This is a genomic window from Paenibacillus sp. NPDC055715 (assembly GCF_053617595.1).
In genome coordinates this window covers 109,920-133,849 of the sequence record NZ_JBSHGA010000007.1, presented here as the reverse complement: position 1 = coordinate 133,849, position 23,930 = coordinate 109,920, and the positions used below count along the sequence as shown (strand labels likewise).

Genomic DNA, 23,930 nt, shown 5'->3' with positions numbered 1-23,930 from the left:
CTTTCTCAGGAACAAAGTTTTTGATATTTTCACAACTGCCGGGCTTGATGGAGGGCTAAATCACCCACCCAAGGAAGCTTGAGCCACTTGCCTTGTCCAGCACGAATGATCAGGACGATCCATAATGCGATGCCTGCCAGCGTTAGCAGGGAAGCGAGTGGTGGGCCGAGCAGCGGAATGAGTCCTGCGAGTACATGCCCGATCATGAGGGCTACGAACAGAAAAATGGATTGAAGCGCATGAAACAGGACGAACCGGCTTTTCTTTTCCATCAACACGAAGGCCAGTGCACCAAGGAATGCGAACAGGTAGCACAGGACAGCCGCTATATTTTCATCCATTCCTGTGGAAGACTTATAGACTGACATGTAAGGCAAATCCCCCTTTATAAGTTAGTCATGCGTAGGCTCCGTACTATATAGGGTATGAGGACGGTAATGAAGGTTATGCCAACCCCTGTAGAAAAAGTTCAAGCTATATAAGCCGAACTGAAAAATGAACATAGAAAACCGAGTAGGCGGAACGGTGCTGTACAAGCGAAGCACCATCCGGCTATGCAGTTGCACGATAGAAACTTTCAAGTTCGGTTTATACAAGATGTGAATAAAAACACGAAAAAAGCTGAACGAGTAGGTTTCGCTCAGCCTTCTTCGACGTTATCCACAGTTTTTGCACATGTTGTACGCAACTTATCCACTGATTCATAATGTTTATCCACGACAAAAACAGTTGTTATACACAATTTGTGCACAAGTTGTAGACAGCATAGGATATATCCACGCTTTATGCACAAATTTTGCACAATATATCAACAAGATATACTTACCCTGTGGATATTTCATTCAGATACTTTCTTTCCCATGTTAACGGTCTCCGCGTTGTAAACGGCGGCGTGGATGTGTAATTTTACCCTTTTTATTCTCATCATCCTCTTTGGGGACAAGTCGTTCATCGGTACGTCCGTCATGATGATTGTCAAAGGCGTATTCGGTCATTTTCCACTCGGAATCGCCTAAAACAACATCAGAGGGAAAATGCTGTCCCCGATGTAAATGCTGCTCATGTCCGTCCTCATCGACATAAATACCGTCTACTTCTACCTTCTCACCCGTTAGCGGGAGCATATCTTTTCCTTTGCGTTCCATTGGTATCCCCTCCGTCTGGCTTATTCTTTGCTAATTTGTCCGTATGGAAGGGGTTTTATCCACAAGCTGGTGCAAAATATCCTCGGCAATCCGGTCTGAGGGATGAGGTTTGCGCAGTTGCTTAATCGACTGTTTCATTCCTATAGCAAGAGAGGGATTGGAGATCAGATCGACGCAATGTTGAATCAGCTCTTGCGTATTACGGGCAATGCGGGCGGCTCCTTTTTGCTCCAGATACAGGGCGTTATTCAGCTCCTGACCGGGCACAGGCTTGAACACAAGGATGGGCAATCTGGAGGCGATGCTTTCCGAGAGAGTGATGCCGCCGGGCTTGGTAATGACCATATCGCTTACGCGCATAAGCGCGGGAACATAATCGATGAATCCGAAGATGCGGATACCAGGGTGGTCTGCATACAGCGCATCCAGCTTGGCTTTTAGCTGCGGATTACGTCCGCAGACGATTAGTAGCCGCAGCTGCGGTAGACGGTTCAATTGCCGACAAATGTCCAATATGCCGGACATTACGCCATAAGCACCTGCCATGATAAGCAGTGTTGTAGTTCCCGGATCTGACGGAGGAATTGGATCATCCTCAGCAAACCTTTTATAAAACGAAGCATGAATCGGAATCCCTGTGGCGACAATCCGTTCGGGAGAGATCCCCCGCTGTGCGGCTTCCTGCTGTATATCCTCGGTTGCCACATAGTAGCGGTCGATATCGGGATGCAGCCAGCGCCCGTGCAGATCAAAGTCTGTAACCACGTTCACAATGGGCAGCTTTATCCCTAATTTTCGTCGTAACGCCGGAAGAGCGAGCTGCGGGAACGTATGTATGACAAGGTCGGGCTGTTCCTTTTCCAGAGTGAGCGCGAGCTGGCGCATCCCAAAGGAATGCAATACACTGCCAAAGGCTGATTTTGCCTGCATTCCACGGGTTATGTTATAGACCCAACCGTAAAGCCCGGGAATGGTTTTGAAGCTTTGCATATAGACAAATTTGGTTAAACCGTTCAACCAGGGATGGGATTCAGCCATCAGGTCGAGTAACTGAACCTCGCAGCGTCCGAGCCTCCGCAAACTGTCCATAATCGCCCGGGCGGCCTGCACATGGCCTTCTCCGTAGCTGGCATACAATATTAAAATTTTTGGTGCTGCGGCTTCCATTATGTCTGGCCCCCTATTATTCAATAAGCACATGTAGCTCATTTCAGGAACGTTCTCATCCATTCTCTTTGTATGTTTATTTATTTTACCCCAAACACATACACTCCAAAAGTCGATAAATAGAGCATACTGTCCTGCATCAGTTAAAGGACCAATCAGATATGAAGAGTAACGTAAAATTTGGGTAAACTATATGTAAAATTTCTGGAAAGCTGAAAGCTGTACCTGAATATGTTATAATGGGATAGTGATTCAGCCAATAGAAATTCGGTTAATAATAGTGTCAGGTACATGCCTTGCATAAGGCGTTCCCGACCTAAGCTCCATTAGACATACTACTTCACTGCATAAGGACATCAATACTTTTCGGCATTCTCTTCAACGGAGCACTTATTTTCAACGTTTTGGGAGGGAGTTACATGGCAACGAAAGGTCACAATGAAGTTAAGGAAAGTCTGCGGGAAATGACTCGAATTTTCCGGCCTAAGGATCCCAAAAAATTTGTAAAGGAATATGTGCGAAAATACCGGATTACAGGAGGGTATGAGGAAGAGTTGACCATGGTGGTGGAAAACGAACTCGGTCGCATAAATTCTTCAGTATCTTAAAAGGGTTCGATGAACCGCAAAACATAGGAATACGACTTTTATAAACCGTCTATCCACAGAGGAGACGGTTTTTTTGTGTCCGCTCTGCATACAATGGGATAAGTTTAGTGAATTTGTATGCGTAAAGGAGGTGGATTCCAATGGAGATAGCCATACGGACACCGGAGGAAATCGGCTATATGAGAGAGGCCGGACGTATTTTGGCAGATTGCCATCGTGCGTTGGAGAGTCGTATCCTTCCGGGGATGACCACGCTGGAAATTGATGCGTGGGTAGAGCAATTTTTGAGCAAGCGTGAGGCCACGCCTGAGCAAAAAGGCTATAAGGGCTTTCCTTATGCCACCTGCGCTTCGGTCAACGAGGTAGTATGCCACGGTTTTCCCTCGGAGCGGAAGCTTCATGACGGGGACATTGTGACCATCGACATCGTCGTCAATAAGGACGGCTGGCTGGCCGACCGGGGCTGGACCTATGCAGTAGGTAACGTCAGTCGCCCGGTAGCGAGGCTGCTACGGCAAACGCATAAGGCACTGGTACGCGGAATTGAAGTTGCCCGTCCGGGCAGGATGCTGGGGGACATTGGGCACGCAGTGGAAAAAGCGACAGGATGGCGGCGGTACGGCATCGTGAAGCCCTTGATCGGGCACGGTATTGGTCGTCAAATGCATGAGCCGCCGGATGTATTGCACTATGGTCGTGCCGGGACGGGGTTACCGCTGCGTGAAGGGATGGTGATTACCATCGAGCCGGTATTTACCCTCGGAACGGAGGGAGCTGTATTGTGGGGGGATGATGGCTGGACCATCACCTCGGCGGACGGCAGTTGGGGCGCACAATATGAGCATACGATTGCAATCACGAAGAACGGCCCGTACATTTTGACCGCATAAAGATCGGTACAGCCATAGGGAGTCCAATTTGCCTGGTATGTGCAAGAAGCTCTCTTGGCAGGCTTTTTATTCAGAACATACACTCTGCCATCGTGTGGGTGTTAGCAGATAATCCAGCTCGCTATTTTTATGAGCAACTGGGAGCCAAGCTTGTAGTAGAGCAGCGTCTTATAAAAATGGGTGACAAAAACCTGAATATAGTGGCTTACGGGTGGGAACATAAATAGCGGACTGTACAAATGGAAAGGAGTCTTTCTCTACATGTAAGTGGAGAAAGACTCCTTTGATGTTAGCTGGAGGCGACAGGAATACGATGAGTAATCTTTTGGTAGCGGATAATGATTACTCGGATAAAATCCGTTTCTGTCCTTCCAGGGCACGAATGGGCGCGATATTTTGTGTGAATTCCAGCGTTCCCAGATAGCTTCCCTCTGAATCACGAATCGCGAAGTAGCGAATATAGACAAATTTATCCTTGATCGGTATCCAAAAATCCTCAGCATCCTTGCGTCCGGCTTTAAAATCCTCCAGGAGCTTCTCGACGACATGCACGCTTTGCGGCGGATGGCAATTCTGCACGGTACGACCAATGACGGCCTTCGTACGGGCGAAAACCCGTTCTTTACCATGGGAGAAATAACGAACGACATCATTTTCATCTATAAAGGTCAGATCGACGGGTAGATGATTCAACAGCAGTTCCAATTGTTGCACAGACACAATCCCCGTCTCGAATCGCACAAAGCCTTGGGGAGTTCCTGATGTTCCTTCCATTTGATCATCCATTTCCACAGGCTCCTCTGCCCGCTCAGGTACCCATTCCCGCTCGGGAGCGGTCAGGCAGAACCCGATTTCTGCACTTTCACGCGCTATTTTGAGCCACTCATCCTCTGTCAGTTTACCCAGCGCCATCGGCAGCAAAATATTCTCTTCCTTGAATATCATTTCGTTCACTTCGGTCATGATATGGGTGAGCGCCTGCCCAATGAGTTCTTGATTCCCATTATATTGGGTGAGCAGTTTCTTCGCTTCCTTGATGGCGTTACGAATACTATCGTCTACACCCCACATCACCTTGGTTGGGCCGAAAATTCCATAGCGTTCTAAATAAGGAAAGACCAAATTTTCTTTACGGCTATAGTGCTTATCAATATCCAGCAGCAGACTTAAATCCTCCAGCAACTTGTAAATGATTTTGGGGCTATCATCCTTTTGGAATTGATCTGCGTGCAGTGCGAGCTGGAAGTTGACCAGCCGTTCAATCTCCCGATTTTCCAGCTTGAAGGTATGAACGGGATGTCCCGGCTGTTCCTCTGGACCGGAAGGACGGTGAATATCCTCAATCGAGCCTTTGAATATCGACGTGTGGACGGAACAGAGACGCTGCACCTCCGACACGGGGATTCCTTCTTCGGTCATCAGGGCGTGCTCCATGGCTGAAATTTCTGCCACGCTCACTCCGCCAACTGCCACAGCGAAGCGCGCTTTGACTTCATCCACGCTTTTCCCGTCATGTAGTTCCTTCATAATTTCCTTTAATATTTGCTGGCGTTCTGTGAATTCCTGTGCAGTGTGTTCGCGGTTATTGATCAGCTCGCTCATGATGGTTCGCTCCTTTATGTTTGAATGCGTTTATCGCCTTGGATGAGAATGTTTATCATTTACAGGGTAGCATAGGTATTCGCGGGATTTTGTGATTGTACGCACAATTTGGCAGAGTGGAGGATAGGGATTGACAGGTTTGATTGTTAGTTTATATACTGTGTATAAAGATATATACAGTAATAACACTTAGCTCGGAAGGGATCAGGATAAGAAAATGACAATTATGAAGCAGGCATGGATGATCACTCGTCAGGATTTCCGCAATAATCCTTATGTAATGCTGTGGACGTTACTGTTTATTATGTACCTGGGTGTTACCATGAGCGTTGTTGTAAGTATGCAATTGACCTTGAATCCGGCAGCCGATTTCGTCATGCTGCTGCTGATTCCGTTTCTCGGATTTTTTTACAACCGTCGTGCCTTCAAATATTTGCAGGAAGATTCCTATACGCACATGCTGGTTTTTCTCCGCATATTGCCCATACCGGTGAGTGCGGTGATTATGAGCCGAATTCAACAGGCGGTTTTGGCGTTTATCGTGAATAGCGTGGTATTTTTTATCCTTCTGTTTACATTTTCAGGTATGCTTTGGGTATATGCAGGTACAGGCTTTTTTGTATCGTTTGGGCTCACCTGGATCGGTTACGGGATGCTGATTCACGCCATTTATATTCATTTGGAGTTTCTTAAAAAAGGGAAAGCCTATTTCTGGCTAACGCTTGTGATCATGCTGATTTGCGGAATCATTGCGATTGTAATTCGAATATTCGGGGTGAATCTGGTATCGACGACGGCATATTTCAGCAAGGAGTGGCAGCTATTATCTCCGGTGATGTGGGGAGCGCTGGCGGTAGGGGCTATCGGCATGTTCGTGTCCTATCGGATGACACTGCGCAGGCTCATGAAGCGGGATCTGGCTTAGCAGCGTGTATACAAGGATAAATAAGGAGGGATAAGCAGGTGAACATACCGGTGCAAATTGATGAGAACAGCGCGGAACCGCTGTATGCGCAGATTGAAAAGCAGCTTCGTTCACTCATCGTGACCGGGCAGATTGCAGCGGGAACGCTGCTTCCCTCCATACGGGAGTTTGCGGGGACACTCCGCTGCAGTGTGATTACCGTACGGCGGGTCTATCAGGATTTGGAGAACGAGGGCTTGCTTCGTACCCGGCAGGGAACGGGGACCTTCGTAGCTCTGGTCGAGGAAGATATGCGCTCAGGTTACCGCCTTAAAGCAGTGACTGAGGCATTGGAAGCGGCGATTGCTACAGGCATGGCGGTACAGATGACGGAACAGGAATTGTTGGAGCTTTTCGCAGACATGGTGAAGAGAAAGTATGAAGTCCAAGCGAAGGAGTGAAGCCCGTGGAAACACCAATCATAGAGATGAGCCAAGTCTATAAAAAGCGGGGAAACCGGGAGATCGGGCCGATTAATTTGACGATTGAACCAGGATATGTGATTGCTTTGGCCGGACATAACGGATCGGGGAAAAGCACACTGCTGCATCTGCTAACCCAGCTTGTTCACCCGGATTCCGGTGAGATTCGCTGGTTCGGTCAGGCGTATCCGGACGGTATGCCTATAGATACGCGGCAGTGGGTTGGATATGTGCCGGAGCAACCGACCCGTGAGGAAGATCGACTTACGGCAGAAGCAGCAGCGGCTTTTCGGGCGTTGTGGTATCCGGGCTGGGACGAAACGCGTTTCCAGCGGTTGCTGGAACGCTTTCAGGTACCGCAGCACACGAGATTATCGCGTATGTCGAAGGGAGAGCGCCGCAAGTTTGAGCTGGCTGCTGCCTTGGCGCCTCATCCCCGTTTGCTGCTGCTCGACGAACCTTCGTCGGGATTGGACCCTTTTGCATGGAAGATTATGCTGGAGGAACTGCGGGATTGTATGGAAAACGGTAAAACGACAGTCATTATCGCGACTCATATCATGGACGAGATCAAGCGTTTGGCCGATTATATTGTCCTGATGCATGAAGGAAGGCTGCTCGGCAAGCTGGAAAAGGACCACCTACTCGAAAACGGCAAGGAGATGTGGTTTGAGGGGACGCCAGAGGAGGCATCGGAGCTGCCGGGGGTTATAGAGACAGAAAGCGATGGCGGATTGCAGCGAATAGTAACGTTGGCGGCCGGAGAAGCCAGCGTCATATTGGAGCAGGCGGGTATTCGCCCGATCCGTGTGCGGAGTCTGGAGCTGGATGATATTTTATGGCATTGGTCTGCGGGGCAATTAGCAGATGGCGAAGAGATTTTGGCATAAGAAGGGGGCTGGAGATTCATGAGTATGCTGCAATTGGAGCAGGTAGTGAAGCAATATGGCAATCACACGGCGGTTAACGGAATTTCGCTGGATGTGAGCGGCGGAGAGATTTACGGATTGTTGGGAGGCAATGGAGCAGGCAAAACGACAACGATGCGCATGGTACTCGGTCTGATTTACCCTGATGGCGGAAGCATTCAATATGAGGGCAAGCCATATAGCAAGGAGCTTCAACGGACGATGGGTTATTTGCCTGAGGAACGAGGGTTGTATCCCAAGGTAAAGGTGAGCGAGCAAATTAACTATTTGGGCAGGCTGCGCGGAATGTCGGCCAAGGATGCGGACAAAAGTTTGCGCTATTGGCTGGAACGCTTCGGCGTGCCTGAATATTACAATAAGCGGATTGAAGAGTTATCCAAGGGTAATCAGCAGAAAATGGGCTTTATTGCAGCCGTTGTGCATCGCCCGACGTTGCTCATTTTGGATGAGGCATTCAGCGGGCTTGATCCTGTGAACGTCGAGCTGCTTAAGGATACGGTGAAGGAGTTGCGGGACGACGGGGCTGCAATTTTATTCTCAACCCACCGCATGGAGCATGTGGAGGAGCTGTGCCGTCATATTACGATTTTGCATCGTTCCAATACGGTTGTGCAAGGAAGTGTGCAGGAGATTAAAGGCCGCTACCCGCGTGAAAAAGTTCGTCTTATCACGACTGGCGAAGTGAACGGACTGGAACAACTGCCCGGCGTGCGCCGTGTGGAGCGTATGGACCGGGGCTGGATGCTGCATATTGAACAGCCGGATGCGGCCAAGTTGATTTTACAAACGGCGTTGGAACAAACGGATGTAGAGCATTTTGAAATTAAAGAGCCTACGCTGAATGAAATTTTCATACGAGAGGTCGGTGATTCTCATGAATAGACTGGGTACGGTTATCGGTTTTACGTTTCGCCAGAAGGCGAGAACCAAATCTTTGTCATTACAACGCTGGTACTGGCATTGCTCATTACGATTGGCATGAATCTGCCGTATCTGATTTCTTTGTTTAAGGGAGAAGGAATGGGTGGTGCAGGGGGGGCCGGTAAATCCGCTGCTGAGCATCATCGTCTGGGACTGATCGCTGGAAGCCGAACCGAGATCGCGAATCAGCTGGAGCAATTTACGAAGGCTCAGTCCAACCCGGCAGCTACCTGGGTGCGTTATGACAACGCACAAGCTCCAGCAATGCAGCAAGCTTTGAAAGAAGGGGAGCTGCAAGGCTATGTGGAGTTTGCGCAGCCTACCGCAAAGGGAGAAACTTTTCCCAAGGTAGAGTACGTATCGGTTGAAAAAGAGCCGTCCCCGGCTGTAATCACATTGCTGCAAACCGGACTTCAGGAGGCAAAGGTCAATACCATGATCGGCGGAAATACCTTGACCCGTGAGCAAGTCCGTGAAATTAGCACGCCTGTTACCGTGGACAGTCGAGAAGTGAACAGTCCCTCTGAGGCAGGGCGTGCTGCCGGAACAGAGGACAAAGAAACTTCCATGATTAACTATGGATTGGTCTATGTACTCATGATTTTGTTTTTCACCTCGTCGATGATGACGGGTAATATGATTGCCTCAGAAGTGACTTCGGAAAAAAGCTCGCGCATCATGGAAATTCTCATCACGAGCGTATCGCCATTGACCCAGATGTTTGGGAAAATCATGGGTATCTTTCTGGTGGGCCTGCTGCAAATTGCTGTTTTTGCCGCTGTGGTGAGTGCGAACCTCATGCTGCCGCATAACAGCGTGATCCTCAGATCGGCCGGGCTGGATTTGTCGCAGTTGAATACCTCAGTGCTTAGCTATGGCCTGGTTTTCTACATCCTGGGTTACTTCCTGTACGCGGTATTGTTCGCCGCTGTCGGCTCTATTGTTAGCCGTACGGAAGAGTTGGGTCAGGCGATTATGCCGATTACCATACTGTCACTGGCAGCCTTTTATATCGGCATCTTCAACATCGCCGCATCTGACACGATGTTCGTCAAGGTCTCCGGGTACATTCCGTTCTTTTCCCCGACCGTCATGTTGTTACGGATTGGTCTGGAACGGGCAACCCTGTTGGAAATCTGGGTGTCCCTTGCTATTCTGGTCGCTTCCATCCTGTTTTTCGGCTGGTTGGCCGCCAAAATCTACCGTACCGGCGTCCTGATGTACGGGAAGCGTCCTTCATTCAAAGAGTTAAGAAAGGCCATGAAGGCGTATAAAATTTAGATTTTTTTTTAATATTTGTGCAAGTAATGTCTATTAATTGACTTATTTTATAATAAATGAGAATTTTACATCGTCTATTTGAGACTTTTTTTAAAGCCAGTAAGCTTAAAAGCTTGGTACTACTGGCTTTTTTTCTATTTGAGCAGTTTTTTCAAGGTGCCACACTTCATATTACAATCCGTCGTCTACTTTTTGATCGTATCGAGTCCCCGTCAAGTGTGTGCCACCCGAGATACATAATATTCGTGACCAGTTTCTATTACCAGCCTTGGATAAGATACTTCAATTATACCGACCCAAAGAGACAACGCTTCTTTATACTCACAACGGCTTGCCCCTGAGTAAGGTGACAGGGCTATAACTGATATGGCCACCGAAGCTTTAATAAATTTTTCTCCTGCTAGAAGAAGGATATCTGAGCTCTTCCCGATATTTGGCCACCGTTCTGCGTGATAGCTCCAGTCCTTCCTTTGCCAGCATTTCTGTGATTGCCTGATCTGAAAACGGTTTTTGCTTCTCTTCGTCGTCGATGATCTGCTTAATATGCATTTTGGCGCTCTCCGATGAAGAGGCATCTCCGTTTTTCGACACTAGGGCAGAGGTGAAGAAATATTTGAGCTCGAACATTCCACGGGGCGTCTGTATATATTTATTACTGACCGTCCGGCTGATCGTGGATTCATGCAAGCCGGTTATTTCAGCAATTTCCTTTTGGGTCATCGGTTTAAGGTAATGAACGCCATGCTCGAAAAATTGCCGCTGTCGATCAACAATGGCTTGGGCTACACGCATCAGAGTCAGGCGGCGTTGCTCAAGGCTATGAATGAGCCATAATGCCGTATTCATCTTCTCATGAAGAAACTGCTTCTCTTTCCCCATCGCCTGCTCCCGGAGCATACGCTGGTAAAAAGGATTAATCCCGATGCGTGGAACTGTGATATCATTAATTGTCACAAGATATTTATTTTTGGATTTTTCTACCAAGATATCTGCTATATGATACTGGTGTTCATATTGGGCAAATACCGCACCCGGATAAGGATTCAACTTGCGTATCTGGTCGGTAAATTGCTGTACCTCGCGAATGTCGATACCTAGGGCATCCGCGATTTTTTGTATGCGGTTACATGAAAGGTTGACCAAATGATACCGCACGATCTCTTCTAGGTAAACATCAACCTTGCCGGCATAACGTAGCTGTAAAAGAAGACATTCTTCCAGGCTGCGGGCGGCGATACCTGCCGGTTCAAAGCTTTGGATCAGAGCGAGTATATTTTCAACCTCTTCGGTGGGGACGTCAAGTATTCCGGCAACTGTACTTATATCCAACTCAAGGTAGCCTTTTTCATTTAAATTCCCAATAAGAAACATTGCAATCCTCTGCTGTAGTTTGGATAGCCCGCTGACCATCCCGAGTTGCGCTTGGAGATGTCTATATAAATTATCTGCAGGGTTAGAGACAAAATCCAAAAGATCTACCGGATTATCGTTTTTTCGTGGTGAATATTCTTGCGATTTACTTATTCTTTCGATGGACATGTCGACCTCTGTCAAATCAATAATCGGATTTTCATTCGCTTGCTCATGAAGATAGGACATTAGATCGGCTGAAGAATATTGAAGAATCGTGATGGCTTGTCGTAATTCAGGAGTCATAGCCAGCCTGAATGCTTGCTCTTGCTGTAATCCGTATCGTATCATTTTAGGTCATCTCCTTGGTGGGCAACAACGTAGCTTTCAATACCAACTTATTCATGAAGCTTATGCAATTATACTGCCAAGTTTGATCTTGGAAAACAAGTAATTTGATTAGGATAAATATGTAAATAACGAGGGGATCAGATTATTGTTTCGCTTGTCAGTTGATTTTTTTGTAGATATTTACTTCTTTTCTTCTATACTAATTAAATGAGAACTCGTCAGGCTGGGGGAATACTGTGAAACGAATTGATGAGATTTTAGAGTATATTGCCAAAGGCACAAAGAAACTGTCGGCAGAGGCTTTGCTGGACGGCAATGGAATTACGGCTGCGGAAATAGCCGATCGTCAGAATATGCTAAGAAATAATGTAAGCAAGGAGCTTAATAGCCTACTTCGCGCTGACTTGATTATTAAAATCAAGGGAAGACCCGTCAAGTTTTTGCACAAGCAGGTAATCGAGGAGATTTTTACGGTTCAGCTTAAAGAGAAACAAATCCAAGTAAACAGCATTCATGAAATATTGCTGCCTGGAGAGCAAGTCGATCCGTTTCACGCCCTAATTGGTTTCATGGGCAGTATGAGAAACCAGGTTGAGCAGGGAAAAGCGGCAATATTATACCCGCCGAAGGGCCTGCATACGCTGATTGTGGGGCAGACTGGCGTAGGAAAAACGATGTTTGCCAGATTAATGTATAATTATGGAAAATATATGAAGCGGTTTTCGGAGCAAGCACCATTTATCGTATTTAACTGCGCCGATTATTACAATAACCCTCAACTGCTCCTTTCCCATATTTTTGGACATGTGAAAGGAGCGTTTACCGGGGCCGATCGGGAAAAAGAGGGACTGGTCGAGAAAGCGGATGGGGGCATCCTGTTTTTGGATGAGATTCACCGGTTGCCTCCAGAAGGCCAAGAAATGATTTTTTATTTCATGGACACGAACAGCTACAACAAATTAGGCGAGTCGGAGCGTAAGCGGGGTGCGAATGTGCTGCTCATCGGCGCTACGACAGAAGATCCTAGTTCTTCCATGCTTAAAACCTTTATCAGACGGATACCGATTACGATCAACATTCCTTCCCTGCAAGAACGAGCAGTTGAAGAGCGGTTTTTGATCCTGAAGCATCTCTTCGCAAACGAGGCCCATCGTGTGAACAAGCCCATTAGGGTTGAGTTGGAAACGGTAAAAGCACTGATTGGCAGCGTAACCTATGGCAATATCGGCCAGTTGAAATCGAACATCCAGCTTGTGTGTGCCAAAGGATTTTTGAACAGCATACATGAAAATAAGGAAGAAATTGAACTCGATTTTAAAATTTTACCTGTTAATATCAAGGAATGTCTATTTAATATGGGGAAAAACCGCAAGGAGATTGCCGAAATGGAAGTGATCAGCTCCTCGCTGTATATTACTCCTGAAGGAAGCAAAGGAATGAATGAAGCAGATGCTTCTGAACTGCCGTTCAACCTTTACAAATTGATTGAAGACAAAATAGGTATGCTGAAGGAAGAAGGACTCGACGACAGCTTTATCAATAAGTTTATTACTACGGATGTCAATATTCATATCAAAAGCTTCTATAACCGATTTTATAACATCAAAGGGGGGCGGGAACGAATCCTTAAAATTGTGGACAAGAATATCCTGGAATTCGCTGAACAGGTGCAGGAGATGGCTCAAAAAGAACTGAGCAGAACGTACAGCGACAGGTTTATTTATGCCTTCAGCCTTCATTTGAGTGCTTTTTTAAAGCGAATCCGAGAGAAGAAATACGTCAGCAAACAAATCTATGATCCGATAAACGATCAGGATGAAGAATACAGACTGGCGCTGATTATCAAGGATTTGATCGAGGCCAAGTTCGAAATCAGCGTACCCGATGCCGAGACTACCTATGTGGCGATTCTCTTGAGATCGGTGGAAGAGGAGCATCAAGGAAAAGTGGGGATCATCGTAGCTGCACATGGCAACAGTACGGCGAGCAGTATCGTCGGCGTCGTCGACAGCCTGCTGGGAAGCTCAAATATTTGTGCAGTAGATATGCCTTTGGATGTTAGTCCCAGGGAAATTTTAGAGGTTATTATTGATAAAGTAAAGGACATTGACAATGGCAGAGGCGTATTGCTGCTGGTTGATATGGGCTCCCTGCTCAATCTTGAAGCAACCATTATGGAACGTGTCGGGGTCAAGGTGAAGACCATTGATATGGTTTCAACTCCTCTTACGTTGGAGGCCGTGCGAAAGGCCAGTATTTTTGATATGAATGTAGAGGAAATTTACCAATCTTTGAAGGACTTTCGTGGATATAACAATGGAAACGCCGAAGTGAAAGCGGAGAAGGCCAGTAATAAGGTGATCGTGACGGTTTGTTCTTCCGGCAAAGGCGCCGCAGTCAAGCTGAAGGAGTTTGTGGAGAAGGTCGTGTACGACTTAACAGAAGAGAAGATAGTCGTTGTGCCGGCAAAAGTCAGGGAATTGGATAAAATGGTGAAGGATTTACGGGCCAAGCATACGATTCTTGCGGTGATTGGAGTTAAGCGGCCAAGCGAGCTGAATGTACCATTTATTCCTTTGGAAAAACTGATCGAGGCAAGCGGTGAGCAGGCATTAAGAGAACTGTTGCTGAACAACCAATTGCCAGTTGTGCATGCTAACGAAAGCGTAGTCGTTAGAGAGCTATGCGAGGATACGCTAAAGGAGTTTATGACTTATTTGAATCCCCACAAAATCTTGGGGATCTTGATGAAATTCATTGAACAGCTGGAACAGGAATTGGTAGTCGATTTTCTGTATGCAAAGAAAGTTCAACTTGCTGTTCATACGGCTCATGCCATGGAACGAATGGTCATTGGAGAAGGTTTAATATATCAGGAGGATGTATCTTTGCTTGATCAACGAATTCTCGATGTGGTGAACCGTTCCTGCAATATATTTGCTTCCAGTATGAATTTGAAGCTGACCAATGATGAAAAATATTATATTTGCGAAATCTTAAGCGAAGTATATAACTGCATTCCCGAGTAATGGCGTAAGTGTATAAAACGCTTTCATATGTGTATCAATAATGCGGATATAGAAAATAAGCAGGTGGCGAGGAAAGACCAAATCCCCGGAATTGCCGAGGGTTTGGTCTTTTTTTGATGATTGAACGAATCATACAGAATGTTGGCACGAGACTTGCATATTAAGTATAGGTGAAGGATGTAAGGAGGGGGTGAAACAAATGATAGGTGTTATTGTTGGAACACATGGAAAATTTTCCAAAGAGATCCTAAGATCCACGGAAATGATTTTCGGCCATTTGGAAAATGTGGTGGGCGTAACGTTCGAACCTGGTGAAAGCGTTAACGGACTTGTTGAGAAGTACAAAGAGGCATTGGAAACGATTGATTGGACGGACGGACTGATCTTTCTTGTCGATCTGTTTGGCGGTAGTCCCTATAATGCGGCCAGCAGGATTGTGGCCGACTATGAAAAAATGGACATTGTAACAGGGGTAAACCTGCCAATGATCGTAGACCTGCTGACAAATAGAGGATTGGAGAAAGTGGAGAATCTGAGTGATCTGGCAATCCGTGCGGGTCAGGATTCGATGAAGTCTTTTCGTATCATCCGAGACATACAAATAGAGGAGGAATTATAGGTATGGAAATTTCATTTGTTCGTATTGATGATCGTCTGATCCATGGTCAGGTGGCTACCGTGTGGGTGAAAGAAACGAAGTGTAACAAAATTATCGCCGTCAGCGATGAGGTGGCTGCGGATACGCTGCGCAAAACCTTATTATTACAAGTGGCGCCGCCGGGAATTAAGGCTTATGTCGTCACGATTGAGAAAGCGATTGAAGCTTACAACAACCCTAAATATAACGATTTTAAGACCTTATTCCTGTTTACCAATCCGACTGATGTACTGCGGGTCGTAGAAGGTGGGGTACCGTTTACATCGGTAAATGTAGGTGGAATGTGCTTTAAAGAAGGCAAGACACAGATTACCGGGGCGGTGTCCGTAGATAAGCAGGATGTAGAGGCATTTCATAAATTGCACGAAAAGGGGATTGAACTGGAAATTAGAAAAGTGGCCAGTGATCCTAAAATCAAATTGATTAACAAGCTCCAAAATGTCCAGTTTTAACAGCAGGTTGACATAAGAGCAAGTTGGCATAAGAGAGGGGTTTAAACATGAGTGTTTTTGAAATCGTAATGGTAACGCTGGTTGCAGCCATTTGCGGAATGGGCAGCGTTTTGGATGAAGGACAGACTCATCGGCCTCTGGTTGCGTGTACACTGATCGGTCTTGTCCTAGGCGATCTCAAAACAGGTATTATTCTAGGCGGTACGCTGGAATTGATGGCTTTGGGCTGGATGAATGTCGGGGCGTCTATGGCTCCGGATTCCGCTTTGGCCAGTGTAGTCTCAACCATATTGGTTATTGTTGGGCATCAGTCGATCGGCGCCGGAATTGCCGTTGCGATTCCGATTGCGGCTGCCGGACAAGTGTTGACGATTTTTGTTAGAACGATTACCGTGTTCTTTCAGCACTTAGCAGATAAATATGCCGAATCTTCAAATTTCAGAGGAATTGAACTATGTCACTTCATCGCCCTCCTTCTTCAGGGGTTGCGCGTTGCTCTGCCTGCCGTATTGGTGGCTATTGCAGCAGAAACCGGCCTGGTTACGACTTTGCTTGATGCTATCCCGGAGGTTGTTACAAGAGGTCTGCAAATAGCAGGAGGATTCATCGTCGTTGTAGGGTATGCCATGGTTATTAACATGATGGCAGCCAAATACCTTATGCCTTTCTTTTTCTTGGGCTTTGTCATTGCGGCATTTACGAGCATCAATCTGGTTGGGTTTGGGGTCATTGGAGCGGTTCTGGCTCTGCTGTATATCCAGCTCAGTCCTAAATATAGTCAGCGAAAAGATCAAATGGATGAAATTGAAGAGCTCTAAAGAAATACCTAATGAAAGAGTGGGGTACTATGGAAGAGAAAAAATTGACAAAAAGCGATCTAAACAAAATGTTTTTCCGTTCATGGTTCCTGCTGGGCTCGTTTAACTTTGAGCGTATGCAGTCAATTGGTTTTTGTGTCACCTTGATTCCGGCAATCAAGCGGCTATACAGCAAGAAAGAAGACCAAAAAGAGGCATTAAAGCGGCATCTGGAGTTTTTCAATACTCAACCGTTTATCTCAGCACCGATTATGGGCGTAACAGCGGCTATGGAGGAGCAGAAAGCGAATGGCCAGCCGATTGACAATGCTACTATAAGTGGAGTGAAAGTCGGCTTGATGGGGCCTTTAGCCGGAGTAGGGGACCCTATTTACTGGGGAACGTTACGCCCGGTTCTGGCTGCGTTGGGCGCTTCCATTGCTTTGTCCGGGAGTATCATCGGACCTGTCCTTTTTTTCTTGCTCTTTAATGTTCTTCGCCTGGCAACCAAGTGGTACGGGCTGAAATACGGCTACCAAAAAGGGACGGAGATTGTGTCCGACATGTCCGGAAACCGGTTACAAAAGCTTACGGAATCGGCCTCCATCCTAGGACTTTTTGTCATGGGCGCACTCGTATCCAAATGGACTACCCTGAATGTGCCACTTGAAGTATCCAGATATACTCGTTCGGATGGAGTAGAGGTGGTTACGACGGTACAGATGATTCTGGATCAATTGATACCTGGTCTGTTACCTCTCTTACTGACTTTTTTGTGCATGAGACTGCTCAAAAAGAAAGTGAATGCTATAGCTCTGATTTTTGCTTTATTCGCAATAGGAATTATTGGATACGCTCTGGGTGTATTGGCTTAAGCTAATTTGTAAAGTGATCCGGTCAAGTAGCCATCCCTGACCGGAAATCTGCTTTTTGAATATGAGGGGAAAATCCAATTCATAAAGGTTTACTCCTGTTCTTATTTCAGAGATATCTTGGCACAAAGAACCAGCTTGGGAAAACGGTGTTGATGGATATTTGAAAACGCTTTCGTAGAGGTTAAGGAATGATCATTTATAAAATTGGATTTCAGGTTCTTACCATTATCCCTTGATTATGAATAGGGAAATCCCTCGACACTTATAGTTTGAGGTACATTGTGATCATAGTCACAATGTACCTCAAACTGCTACATTAGAATAGAAGCATAAGCAATATTCATAAGAACGTTGGGGAATGTCGTCGAATGAATGGAGGAACCGGTTTATGATAAGCAGTAAACAGAAGCTTGTTGTTATAGGAAACGGGATGGCTGGTATCAATACGGTCGAACAAATTTTGAAATTAACAGATAAATACGATGTTACGGTCCTTGGAAATGAGCCGCATCCGAACTATAACAGGATCATGCTTTCTTATGTTCTGGAAGGTAGTAAAACCATTGAGGACATCATACTGAACGATTTGCAATGGTATGAGGAACAAGGGATTTCTTTATATACAGGGAAAATGGTGCGAAGCATCGACGGTGAAAACAAGACGATTCACACCGAAGATGGACTAGAAATCAATTATGATGTGGCTTTGGTGGCTACTGGCTCACAATCGTTTATTTTGCCCATTCCGGGGAAAGACCTGCCGGGGGTCGTCGGTTTCCGCGATATCGCCGATTGCTCGGCGATGCTTCAAGCGGCAAGAACCTATAAAAAGGCAGCTGTCATTGGCGGAGGACTATTGGGGCTGGAAGCGGCTAAAGGCTTGGTCAACTTGGGTATGGACGTAACGGTCGTTCATTTAATGGAGGATCTGATGGAGCGTCAGCTCGACCCGGAAGCCTCTGCGATGCTAAAAGCAGAACTTGAGCGCCAGGGAATCAAGTTTGCTATGCAAATGCAAACTGCAGAGGTGTACGGTCAAGATCGGGTACAGGGACTGCGCTTCTCGGATGGAAGCGAGCTGGAAGCAGATTTGCTAGTTATGGCCGTCGGGATCAAGCCTAACATTCAGGTGGCTGTGCAAAGTGGTATAGAAACAAACCGTGGAATTGTAGTCGATGATTTGATGAAGACTTCCATGCCAGATGTATATGCTGTAGGGGAGTGTGCTGAGCACCGTGGGATCTGTTACGGCTTGGTTGCGCCGCTGTTTGAACAGGGAAGTGTAATTGCCAAACATTTGGCAGGTGCGAATACCGAAGGCTATGCGGGATCAGTGGTTTCCACTAAGCTCAAAATTTCAGGGGTGGATGTTTTCTCGGCTGGCGAATTCATAACTGCTCCTGAGCATACGGTGATTGTAGCAAAGGATGAGTGGAAGCACACATACAAAAAAGTGCTGCTTCGTGAAAACAGGATTGTCGGAACTGTACTGTTCGGAGATGTGAGCGAATCGGCTAGTCTTCAAAAATATGTGCGGCAGCAAACGTTGATGACAGATGAGATATATGGACAACTCATGGGTACCGGATGCAGTAAAGACGGGGCTAAAACCTTATCCGCTGAAACGATGGCTGATGATGAAATTGTCTGCGGCTGCAATGGCGTGACCAAAAAGGCGATTGTCGATGCGATCAATGAAAATGGATTGACCACAGTCGACGAAATTAAGGCATGTACGGGGGCAACACGGTCTTGTGGAGGGTGCAAGCCGGTCGTTGAACAAATTCTCCAGTATGTTCTTGGAGACAGCTTCAAGACGACAGCCAAGCAAGGAATATGTGGCTGCACAACATTGAGCCGGGATGAAATTGTTGCAGCTATCAAAACTAAAGGTCTTACAACGACGCGTGAAGTTATGAATGTACTTGGTTGGCATAATGATGAAGGATGCTCCAAATGTCGCCCGGCGCTGAATTATTACTTGGGTATGATTAACCCGGATACCTATGAAAATGAGGAAGATTCCCGTTTCGTCAACGAGCGGTTGCACGCTAACATTCAAAAAGATGGAACGTTTACAGTTGTTCCAAGAATGTACGGTGGTGTAACAACTCCAGAGGATTTGAAGAAAATAGCTGATGTTTCTCTTAAATACAACGTGAAAGTGGTTAAAGTAACAGGAGGACAGCGGCTAGATTTGATTGGTGTTCGTAAAGAGGATTTGCCTAAAGTATGGGAAGAACTCGATATGCCGTCGGGATATGCCTATGCGAAATCACTTCGTACAGTTAAAACCTGTGTTGGATCACAATTCTGCCGTTTTGGCACACAGGATTCCATGGGAATGGGAGAATTGCTGGAACGGAAATTCGAGAGACTGGATTTTCCGGCAAAATTCAAATTAGGGGTTAATGGATGTCCACGCAACTGCGCGGAATCATGTACGAAGGATATCGGAATCGTAGGTAATGATGGAGGCTGGGAGATTTTTATCGGCGGCAACGGCGGTATCAAAGCACGGCTGGCTGATTCGCTCTGCAAAGTGAAGACCGACGATGAACTGATTGATATTGTGGCAGGCGTGATGCAGTTCTACCGTGAAACAGGTCAATATATGGAACGCACTTCGGAATGGGTGGAACGGATCGGCCTCGAAGAGATTCGGAAGGCTGTCGTTCACGATGTAGATCATCGCAAAGCTTTAATAGAGCGGATCGAATTTGCACTGCAACAGGTTGAAGATCCATGGAAAAAGATTATCAACGATGCCGATTCACGCAGAAGTTTATTTGAAGTCGTTACACTGTCTGTTGTGTGAATAGTTTTTAAATAATGCCTTAAGAAGGGAGCAATGAAGCGAATGATCAAGCATGCTGAGTGGCTTATTGTCGGTCACAGTAAGGATTTCCCCAATAGAATTGGGCGGACGCTCCGGTTGGTTGATAACGAAATTGCTGTTTTTCGCACTTCGGAGAACAAGCTTTACGCTGTTGAAAATTCCAGCCCGCATTCCAAAGGAGGGCCGCTTACCGAAGCGATGGTATCTGGTCATTACATTTATGACCCGCTATGTGATTGGAAGATTGATTTGGAGACGGGTATCGTTCAAGAGCCTGATCACGGACAAATTAACACATTCACCATTCGGGAAGATGGAGAAGAAGTTAAAATATTATTTTAATGCAAATAAGAAGAGGCTCGGCAGGAACAAGTCCTGCTGAGCCTTTTTTGTCTTGGATCAGGTAATGGTAATGCCTGCGCTCGCATAACCCACGACGGTGTTCACGAGTGAAAGACCTGTAGCCGTCGCGGAGAAGACCATCAATAAATTCGTTTGTGCGGTTACCGGTATAGCCAATCCAGTAGTGATGCCACTGGAGATGGTACCCAAGGATATATTGCCTGTCAGTGGTGGTGCTAATGTCACTACCGCTCCTGGAACTGCTGTGTAGCTGTTATTAGGTGTAGCCGAGCTAAACAACTGGGCAGTAATCGTCGCGGTTGAGCCAATGAGAGTGAGCGCAGCCGTTGTACTAAAATATCCGGAAATCGATGTAATGACGCCATCCCGGGGAACGGAGAAAGCAAAGTTGATCAGTGGACCGACAACCGTTCCTGTCAGGTCAATGGCCCCGCCTACAATGCTAATCCCTGTTGCCGAGCTTCCAAAGCCGATCAAACTTGTGGTTCCAATCAGCCCGCCGGCAACGGTCGTCAGAATAGTAGGTCCTCCCGAAGCAAATGGAATGATCGCCCCCGAACCGGTGGCTCCAGTAACGCCCGCAACGCCAGTGGCACCGGTGGCGCCAGCCGCGCCCGTGGCACCGGTGGCACCGGCAACGCCCGCAGTGCCCGTGGCACCGGTAGCTCCGGCAACGCCCGCAGTGCCCGTGGCACCGGTAGCTCCGGCAACGCCCGCAACGCCCGTGGCACCGGTAGCTCCGGCAACGCCCGCAGTGCCCGTGGCACCGGTGGAGCCAGCCTCGCCCGTGGCACCGGTGGCACCGGCAACGCCCGCAGTGCCCGTGGCACCGGTGGAGCCAGCCTCGCCCGTGGCACCGGTAGCACCGGCAACGCCCGCAACGCCAGTGGCACCGGTAGCACCGGCAACGCCCGCAGTGCCCGTGGCACCGGTGGCACCGGCAACGCCCGCAACGCCCGTGGCACCCGTGGCTCCGGTAGCACCCCCTGCAGGTCCTGCCGCGCCCGTAGGGCCAGCAGCCCCGGCAGGGCCTACTGGCCCGGCGGCTCCGACAGGTCCGACAGGTCCGGCAGGGCCTACTGGCCCGGCGACTCCGGCAGGGCCTACTGGCCCGACGGCTCCGACAGGTCCGACAGGTCCGGCAGGGCCTACTGGCCCGGCGACTCCGGCAGGGCCTACTGGCCCGACGGCTCCGACAGGCCCGACAGGTCCGGCAGGCCCTTGTGGCCCGGGTGTTCCTGTTGTGCCGCCCAACGCAATACTGATAGCCGTTCCGGCGCTCCTGATTGCACTGATCAAGCTGTTTTTAAGGGCTGGGTCAGTGGGTTCCTGCAAAATGATAGACAACAAGATATCCAGTAGTTGTTGCAATGTGGTTCCCACGCCAATCGGAGAGAAAGGGGTGGCTTCCGATGCTACGATAGCCAGCTCCAGCGCGGCCAGTAAATCTGCTTTAACGGGGCCTTTAAGTCTTAAGGTATTCGTCAGAGCTAATAACCGACGTAAAATCTGTTGTAATGAAGATACATTAGCCGCAGAGGGGGTTGCAAAAACGAGAGGGATAATTGCTATTAATTCATTAATCAGTTTGAGAAGTTCTTCTGTTTCTCTGTTAATTCTGGGTGGCTTGCAGTCCCTGTCTCTTTTTGAAGCACCAATGAACCTGAACGGTTTTTTGCGTTTCATGTTCAAATATCTCCTCCTTATCATTGCTCCCTACTGTAGAGGTGACAAGTTGACCATCGCCTCGTGTTGCAGATATTAACAATATATTTCCTGAAGCGAAAAGGGTGAATCACCGCACAAGAATTATTATTGGAGGTTGCACATGAACCTAATATCGACGTTCTTTATTTCCAATAGATGGACGGATTGGTCCCGCTCCATGGTCTCCTTTTGAAAGGAATAGTCGTGACCTATTGAAATAGCAACTATAAATGAGTAAATTCGCTTCCAATAAACTGTAAAATTAAAAAGAATAGAGACAAAGCGATCTCCTTGTGGTAAAAAGTAGTCACCACAACAACTCGTACCAAAGGAGAAAATCACTATGCCTCAAACCGCCATCGTACCCGAACATGCCACACTTCGCAACTATTTGTTGCAACACAGGTTGCCCCTGTATTTCTCTAAACCTGTGCTGAATCATATCCTGACATACATGGTGGCAGCCACAGCTAAAGGCTTCGGGGAAAAGTCGTTGATCTGGCCGAATATAGTGAGTGCTACCGCACCACACTGGGTCATTTTCTTGCGAAAGGCAAATGGGATGAATCGGTCCTGCAAAGCAAGGTGAAAAGCGAGTCGATTCGCCAAGTACTCCAGAAGTCCAAGCAAACCGAAGAGCCTTTGTTTGTGATTTACGATGATACGATTTCCAAGAAGACTAAGCCTTCGTCACAGGCAACGTCCCCCATGGAACAGACCGGATTTCATCACTCGCATCTCGAAGGCAAGGTTGTATGGGGGCATCAGGTTCAGGCGGCCGTGATGACCTGTGGAGACATGGCCTTGATTCATTCCATCGACCTGTACGACCCAACCAACATCAAGCCGGATGGCTCCGTCTATACGAAAATGGACCGAGTCTGCGACATGCTGGGACGATGCCCCTTCCGCCTCATGGCGGATATGTGCTGGTGGACTCGTGGTTCACCTGCGCTAAAGTGATCGATAGCTGTGCTGCTACAGGGTATCACCTGATTGGTGGTCTCAAAACGAATCGGATTCTCTATCCGCAAGGCATCCGAATTTCCGTACAGGATTTCGCCTCCCACATCCGAAAAGAAGACGTTCGCCTTGTGACCGTGAACGGATCTTCGCACTGGACGTACCGTTATGAAGGCGCCTTAAACGAGATTCCGAACGCCGCTGTTCTTTTGTGCTGGCCGGAGCAAGGCTTTGGACAATCCAAAGCCTTGGGTGCTTTTTTGTGTACGGACGTGTCCCTGGAAACCGAAACGATATTGGCGTATTACAGTCAAAGATGGCCGATTGAAGTTTTTTTTCGGCAGTCTAAAGGTAATCTCGGCTTCGCTACGTACCAAGTTCGTTCGGCGACGGCCTTTATCCGCCTGTGGACACTACTGGCCTGGATCCATTTGTTTTGCATGATCGGGCAAGGTGAAGCTTGTTCTTTGGGCGATGGATTATGCAAGGCACGGAAACAAACCAAGGTGGATTACACTCCATTCATCTACGAGTGCGGACAAAATGGCATCCCTTTTAATGAAGTCTTGTCTCGTTTAAAGCTCGCTTAAACATCCACATTTCCCATTTGGTATTTT

Annotated in this window: 18 protein-coding genes and 4 pseudogenes; 16 read left to right on the top strand and 6 right to left on the bottom strand. The window is 47.4% G+C overall.

From position 1 onward, the window contains the following. Positions 1–29 precede the first annotated feature (29 nt). The 3 genes from ACWGOO_RS13785 to ACWGOO_RS13775 all read right to left on the bottom strand — a co-directional run bounded on the left by ACWGOO_RS13785 (position 30) and on the right by ACWGOO_RS13775 (position 2,312). Entirely contained in the window at positions 30–368 is a 339-nt protein-coding gene (locus tag ACWGOO_RS13785) for a DUF4870 domain-containing protein (RefSeq protein WP_452484244.1), read from the bottom strand. Positions 369–863: 495 nt separating this feature from the next. After that, positions 864–1,145 carry a transposase gene (locus tag ACWGOO_RS13780; RefSeq protein ID WP_452484242.1) on the bottom strand — a complete coding sequence of 94 codons (282 nt, stop codon included), beginning with the start codon at positions 1,143–1,145 and terminating at the stop codon, positions 864–866. Between the two features lie 30 nt (positions 1,146–1,175). Then, entirely contained in the window at positions 1,176–2,312 is a 1,137-nt protein-coding gene (locus tag ACWGOO_RS13775; RefSeq protein WP_452484240.1) for an MGDG synthase family glycosyltransferase, read from the bottom strand. Positions 2,313–2,731: 419 nt separating this feature from the next. Here ACWGOO_RS13775 and ACWGOO_RS13770 point away from each other — a divergent pair, with 419 nt between their 5' ends. The 3 genes and pseudogenes from ACWGOO_RS13770 to ACWGOO_RS13760 all read left to right on the top strand — a co-directional run. Continuing rightward, a complete protein-coding gene (locus ACWGOO_RS13770) occupies positions 2,732–2,920 on the top strand; it encodes a hypothetical protein (protein ID WP_007428354.1) in 189 nt (62 codons plus the stop codon). Between the two features lie 140 nt (positions 2,921–3,060). Further along, positions 3,061–3,810, top strand: a complete 750-nt coding sequence (map, locus tag ACWGOO_RS13765) for a type I methionyl aminopeptidase (RefSeq protein ID WP_452484237.1) — start codon at positions 3,061–3,063, stop codon at positions 3,808–3,810. A 74-nt stretch (positions 3,811–3,884) separates the two neighbouring features. After that, a pseudogene (locus tag ACWGOO_RS13760) lies at positions 3,885–4,037 on the top strand (GNAT family N-acetyltransferase); the annotation flags it as partial. Positions 4,038–4,152: 115 nt separating this feature from the next. Here ACWGOO_RS13760 and ACWGOO_RS13755 read toward each other — a convergent pair. Next, positions 4,153–5,412, bottom strand: a complete 1,260-nt coding sequence (locus tag ACWGOO_RS13755; RefSeq protein WP_452484235.1) for a DUF438 domain-containing protein — start codon at positions 5,410–5,412, stop codon at positions 4,153–4,155. A 217-nt stretch (positions 5,413–5,629) separates the two neighbouring features. Here ACWGOO_RS13755 and ACWGOO_RS13750 point away from each other — a divergent pair, with 217 nt between their 5' ends. From ACWGOO_RS13750 to ACWGOO_RS13730, 5 genes and pseudogenes are all read left to right on the top strand, one after another. Continuing rightward, a complete protein-coding gene (locus ACWGOO_RS13750; RefSeq protein ID WP_452484233.1) occupies positions 5,630–6,337 on the top strand; it encodes a hypothetical protein in 708 nt (235 codons plus the stop codon). Between the two features lie 38 nt (positions 6,338–6,375). After that, entirely contained in the window at positions 6,376–6,777 is a 402-nt protein-coding gene (locus tag ACWGOO_RS13745) for a GntR family transcriptional regulator (protein WP_452484231.1), read from the top strand. Positions 6,778–6,803: 26 nt separating this feature from the next. Further along, positions 6,804–7,710 (top strand): annotated as a pseudogene (locus tag ACWGOO_RS13740) (ATP-binding cassette domain-containing protein). Then, complete coding sequence (locus tag ACWGOO_RS13735) at positions 7,707–8,609, top strand: ABC transporter ATP-binding protein (protein ID WP_452484229.1); 903 nt, start codon at positions 7,707–7,709, stop codon at positions 8,607–8,609. Before ACWGOO_RS13740 ends, ACWGOO_RS13735 begins: the two are co-directional and overlap by 4 nt. Next, a pseudogene (locus ACWGOO_RS13730) lies at positions 8,602–9,929 on the top strand (ABC transporter permease). The gene ACWGOO_RS13735 and the pseudogene ACWGOO_RS13730 overlap by 8 nt, the downstream one beginning before the upstream one ends. Positions 9,930–10,310: 381 nt before the next feature. Here the strand turns inward: ACWGOO_RS13730 and rpoN are convergent. Beyond that, positions 10,311–11,630: an RNA polymerase factor sigma-54 gene (rpoN, locus tag ACWGOO_RS13725; RefSeq protein ID WP_452484227.1), complete on the bottom strand. Its 1,320-nt coding sequence runs from the start codon at positions 11,628–11,630 to the stop codon at positions 10,311–10,313. A 236-nt stretch (positions 11,631–11,866) separates the two neighbouring features. On the opposite strand from rpoN, the gene ACWGOO_RS13720 reads away from it, so the two are divergent. The 7 genes from ACWGOO_RS13720 to nirD all read left to right on the top strand — a co-directional run bounded on the left by ACWGOO_RS13720 (position 11,867) and on the right by nirD (position 20,622). Then, positions 11,867–14,659 (top strand): sigma-54-dependent transcriptional regulator, encoded by a 2,793-nt coding sequence (locus ACWGOO_RS13720; RefSeq protein WP_452484225.1) that lies wholly within the window; start codon positions 11,867–11,869, stop codon positions 14,657–14,659. A 199-nt stretch (positions 14,660–14,858) separates the two neighbouring features. Beyond that, the gene (locus ACWGOO_RS13715; protein WP_452484223.1) at positions 14,859–15,278 is read left to right on the top strand and encodes a PTS sugar transporter subunit IIA; all 420 of its coding nucleotides are present in this window, start codon (positions 14,859–14,861) and stop codon (positions 15,276–15,278) included. A 2-nt stretch (positions 15,279–15,280) separates the two neighbouring features. Beyond that, positions 15,281–15,769: a mannose/fructose/sorbose PTS transporter subunit IIB gene (locus ACWGOO_RS13710; RefSeq protein WP_452484222.1), complete on the top strand. Its 489-nt coding sequence runs from the start codon at positions 15,281–15,283 to the stop codon at positions 15,767–15,769. Positions 15,770–15,816: 47 nt separating this feature from the next. Then, complete coding sequence (locus ACWGOO_RS13705; RefSeq protein ID WP_452484219.1) at positions 15,817–16,587, top strand: PTS mannose/fructose/sorbose transporter subunit IIC; 771 nt, start codon at positions 15,817–15,819, stop codon at positions 16,585–16,587. A gap of 11 nt (positions 16,588–16,598) precedes the next feature. Then, positions 16,599–17,441: a PTS mannose transporter subunit IID gene (gene manZ / locus ACWGOO_RS13700; protein ID WP_280740119.1), complete on the top strand. Its 843-nt coding sequence runs from the start codon at positions 16,599–16,601 to the stop codon at positions 17,439–17,441. Between the two features lie 388 nt (positions 17,442–17,829). After that, positions 17,830–20,259, top strand: a complete 2,430-nt coding sequence (gene nirB, locus ACWGOO_RS13695) for a nitrite reductase large subunit NirB (RefSeq protein WP_452484217.1) — start codon at positions 17,830–17,832, stop codon at positions 20,257–20,259. Between the two features lie 42 nt (positions 20,260–20,301). After that, positions 20,302–20,622, top strand: a complete 321-nt coding sequence (gene nirD, locus ACWGOO_RS13690) for a nitrite reductase small subunit NirD (RefSeq protein ID WP_452484215.1) — start codon at positions 20,302–20,304, stop codon at positions 20,620–20,622. Positions 20,623–20,679: 57 nt separating this feature from the next. On the opposite strand, the gene ACWGOO_RS13685 is transcribed toward nirD, so the two are convergent. Further along, on the bottom strand, positions 20,680–22,329 hold the full coding sequence (locus ACWGOO_RS13685) for an exosporium glycoprotein BclB-related protein (protein ID WP_452484213.1): 1,650 nt from the start codon (positions 22,327–22,329) through the stop codon (positions 20,680–20,682). Positions 22,330–22,693: 364 nt separating this feature from the next. Between ACWGOO_RS13685 and ACWGOO_RS13680 the strand changes: the two are divergent. Further along, positions 22,694–23,903, top strand: a pseudogene (locus ACWGOO_RS13680) (IS701 family transposase). Positions 23,904–23,930 lie beyond the last annotated feature (27 nt).

Excerpts from the sequence above, each read along its gene's own strand:
- ACWGOO_RS13785 (WP_452484244.1), bottom strand. The coding sequence starts at position 368 with ATGTCAGTCTATAAGTCTTCCACAGGAATGGATGAAAATATAGCGGCT.
- ACWGOO_RS13780 (WP_452484242.1), bottom strand. The coding sequence starts at position 1,145 with ATGGAACGCAAAGGAAAAGATATGCTCCCGCTAACGGGTGAGAAGGTA.
- ACWGOO_RS13775 (WP_452484240.1), bottom strand. The coding sequence starts at position 2,312 with ATGGAAGCCGCAGCACCAAAAATTTTAATATTGTATGCCAGCTACGGA.
- ACWGOO_RS13770 (WP_007428354.1), top strand. The coding sequence starts at position 2,732 with ATGGCAACGAAAGGTCACAATGAAGTTAAGGAAAGTCTGCGGGAAATG.
- map (WP_452484237.1), top strand. The coding sequence starts at position 3,061 with ATGGAGATAGCCATACGGACACCGGAGGAAATCGGCTATATGAGAGAG.
- ACWGOO_RS13755 (WP_452484235.1), bottom strand. The coding sequence starts at position 5,412 with ATGAGCGAGCTGATCAATAACCGCGAACACACTGCACAGGAATTCACA.
- ACWGOO_RS13750 (WP_452484233.1), top strand. The coding sequence starts at position 5,630 with ATGACAATTATGAAGCAGGCATGGATGATCACTCGTCAGGATTTCCGC.
- ACWGOO_RS13735 (WP_452484229.1), top strand. The coding sequence starts at position 7,707 with ATGAGTATGCTGCAATTGGAGCAGGTAGTGAAGCAATATGGCAATCAC.
- rpoN (WP_452484227.1), bottom strand. The coding sequence starts at position 11,630 with ATGATACGATACGGATTACAGCAAGAGCAAGCATTCAGGCTGGCTATG.
- ACWGOO_RS13715 (WP_452484223.1), top strand. The coding sequence starts at position 14,859 with ATGATAGGTGTTATTGTTGGAACACATGGAAAATTTTCCAAAGAGATC.
- ACWGOO_RS13710 (WP_452484222.1), top strand. The coding sequence starts at position 15,281 with ATGGAAATTTCATTTGTTCGTATTGATGATCGTCTGATCCATGGTCAG.
- ACWGOO_RS13705 (WP_452484219.1), top strand. The coding sequence starts at position 15,817 with ATGAGTGTTTTTGAAATCGTAATGGTAACGCTGGTTGCAGCCATTTGC.
- manZ (WP_280740119.1), top strand. The coding sequence starts at position 16,599 with ATGAAAGAGTGGGGTACTATGGAAGAGAAAAAATTGACAAAAAGCGAT.
- nirB (WP_452484217.1), top strand. The coding sequence starts at position 17,830 with ATGATAAGCAGTAAACAGAAGCTTGTTGTTATAGGAAACGGGATGGCT.
- nirD (WP_452484215.1), top strand. The coding sequence starts at position 20,302 with ATGATCAAGCATGCTGAGTGGCTTATTGTCGGTCACAGTAAGGATTTC.
- ACWGOO_RS13685 (WP_452484213.1), bottom strand. The coding sequence starts at position 22,329 with ATGAAACGCAAAAAACCGTTCAGGTTCATTGGTGCTTCAAAAAGAGAC.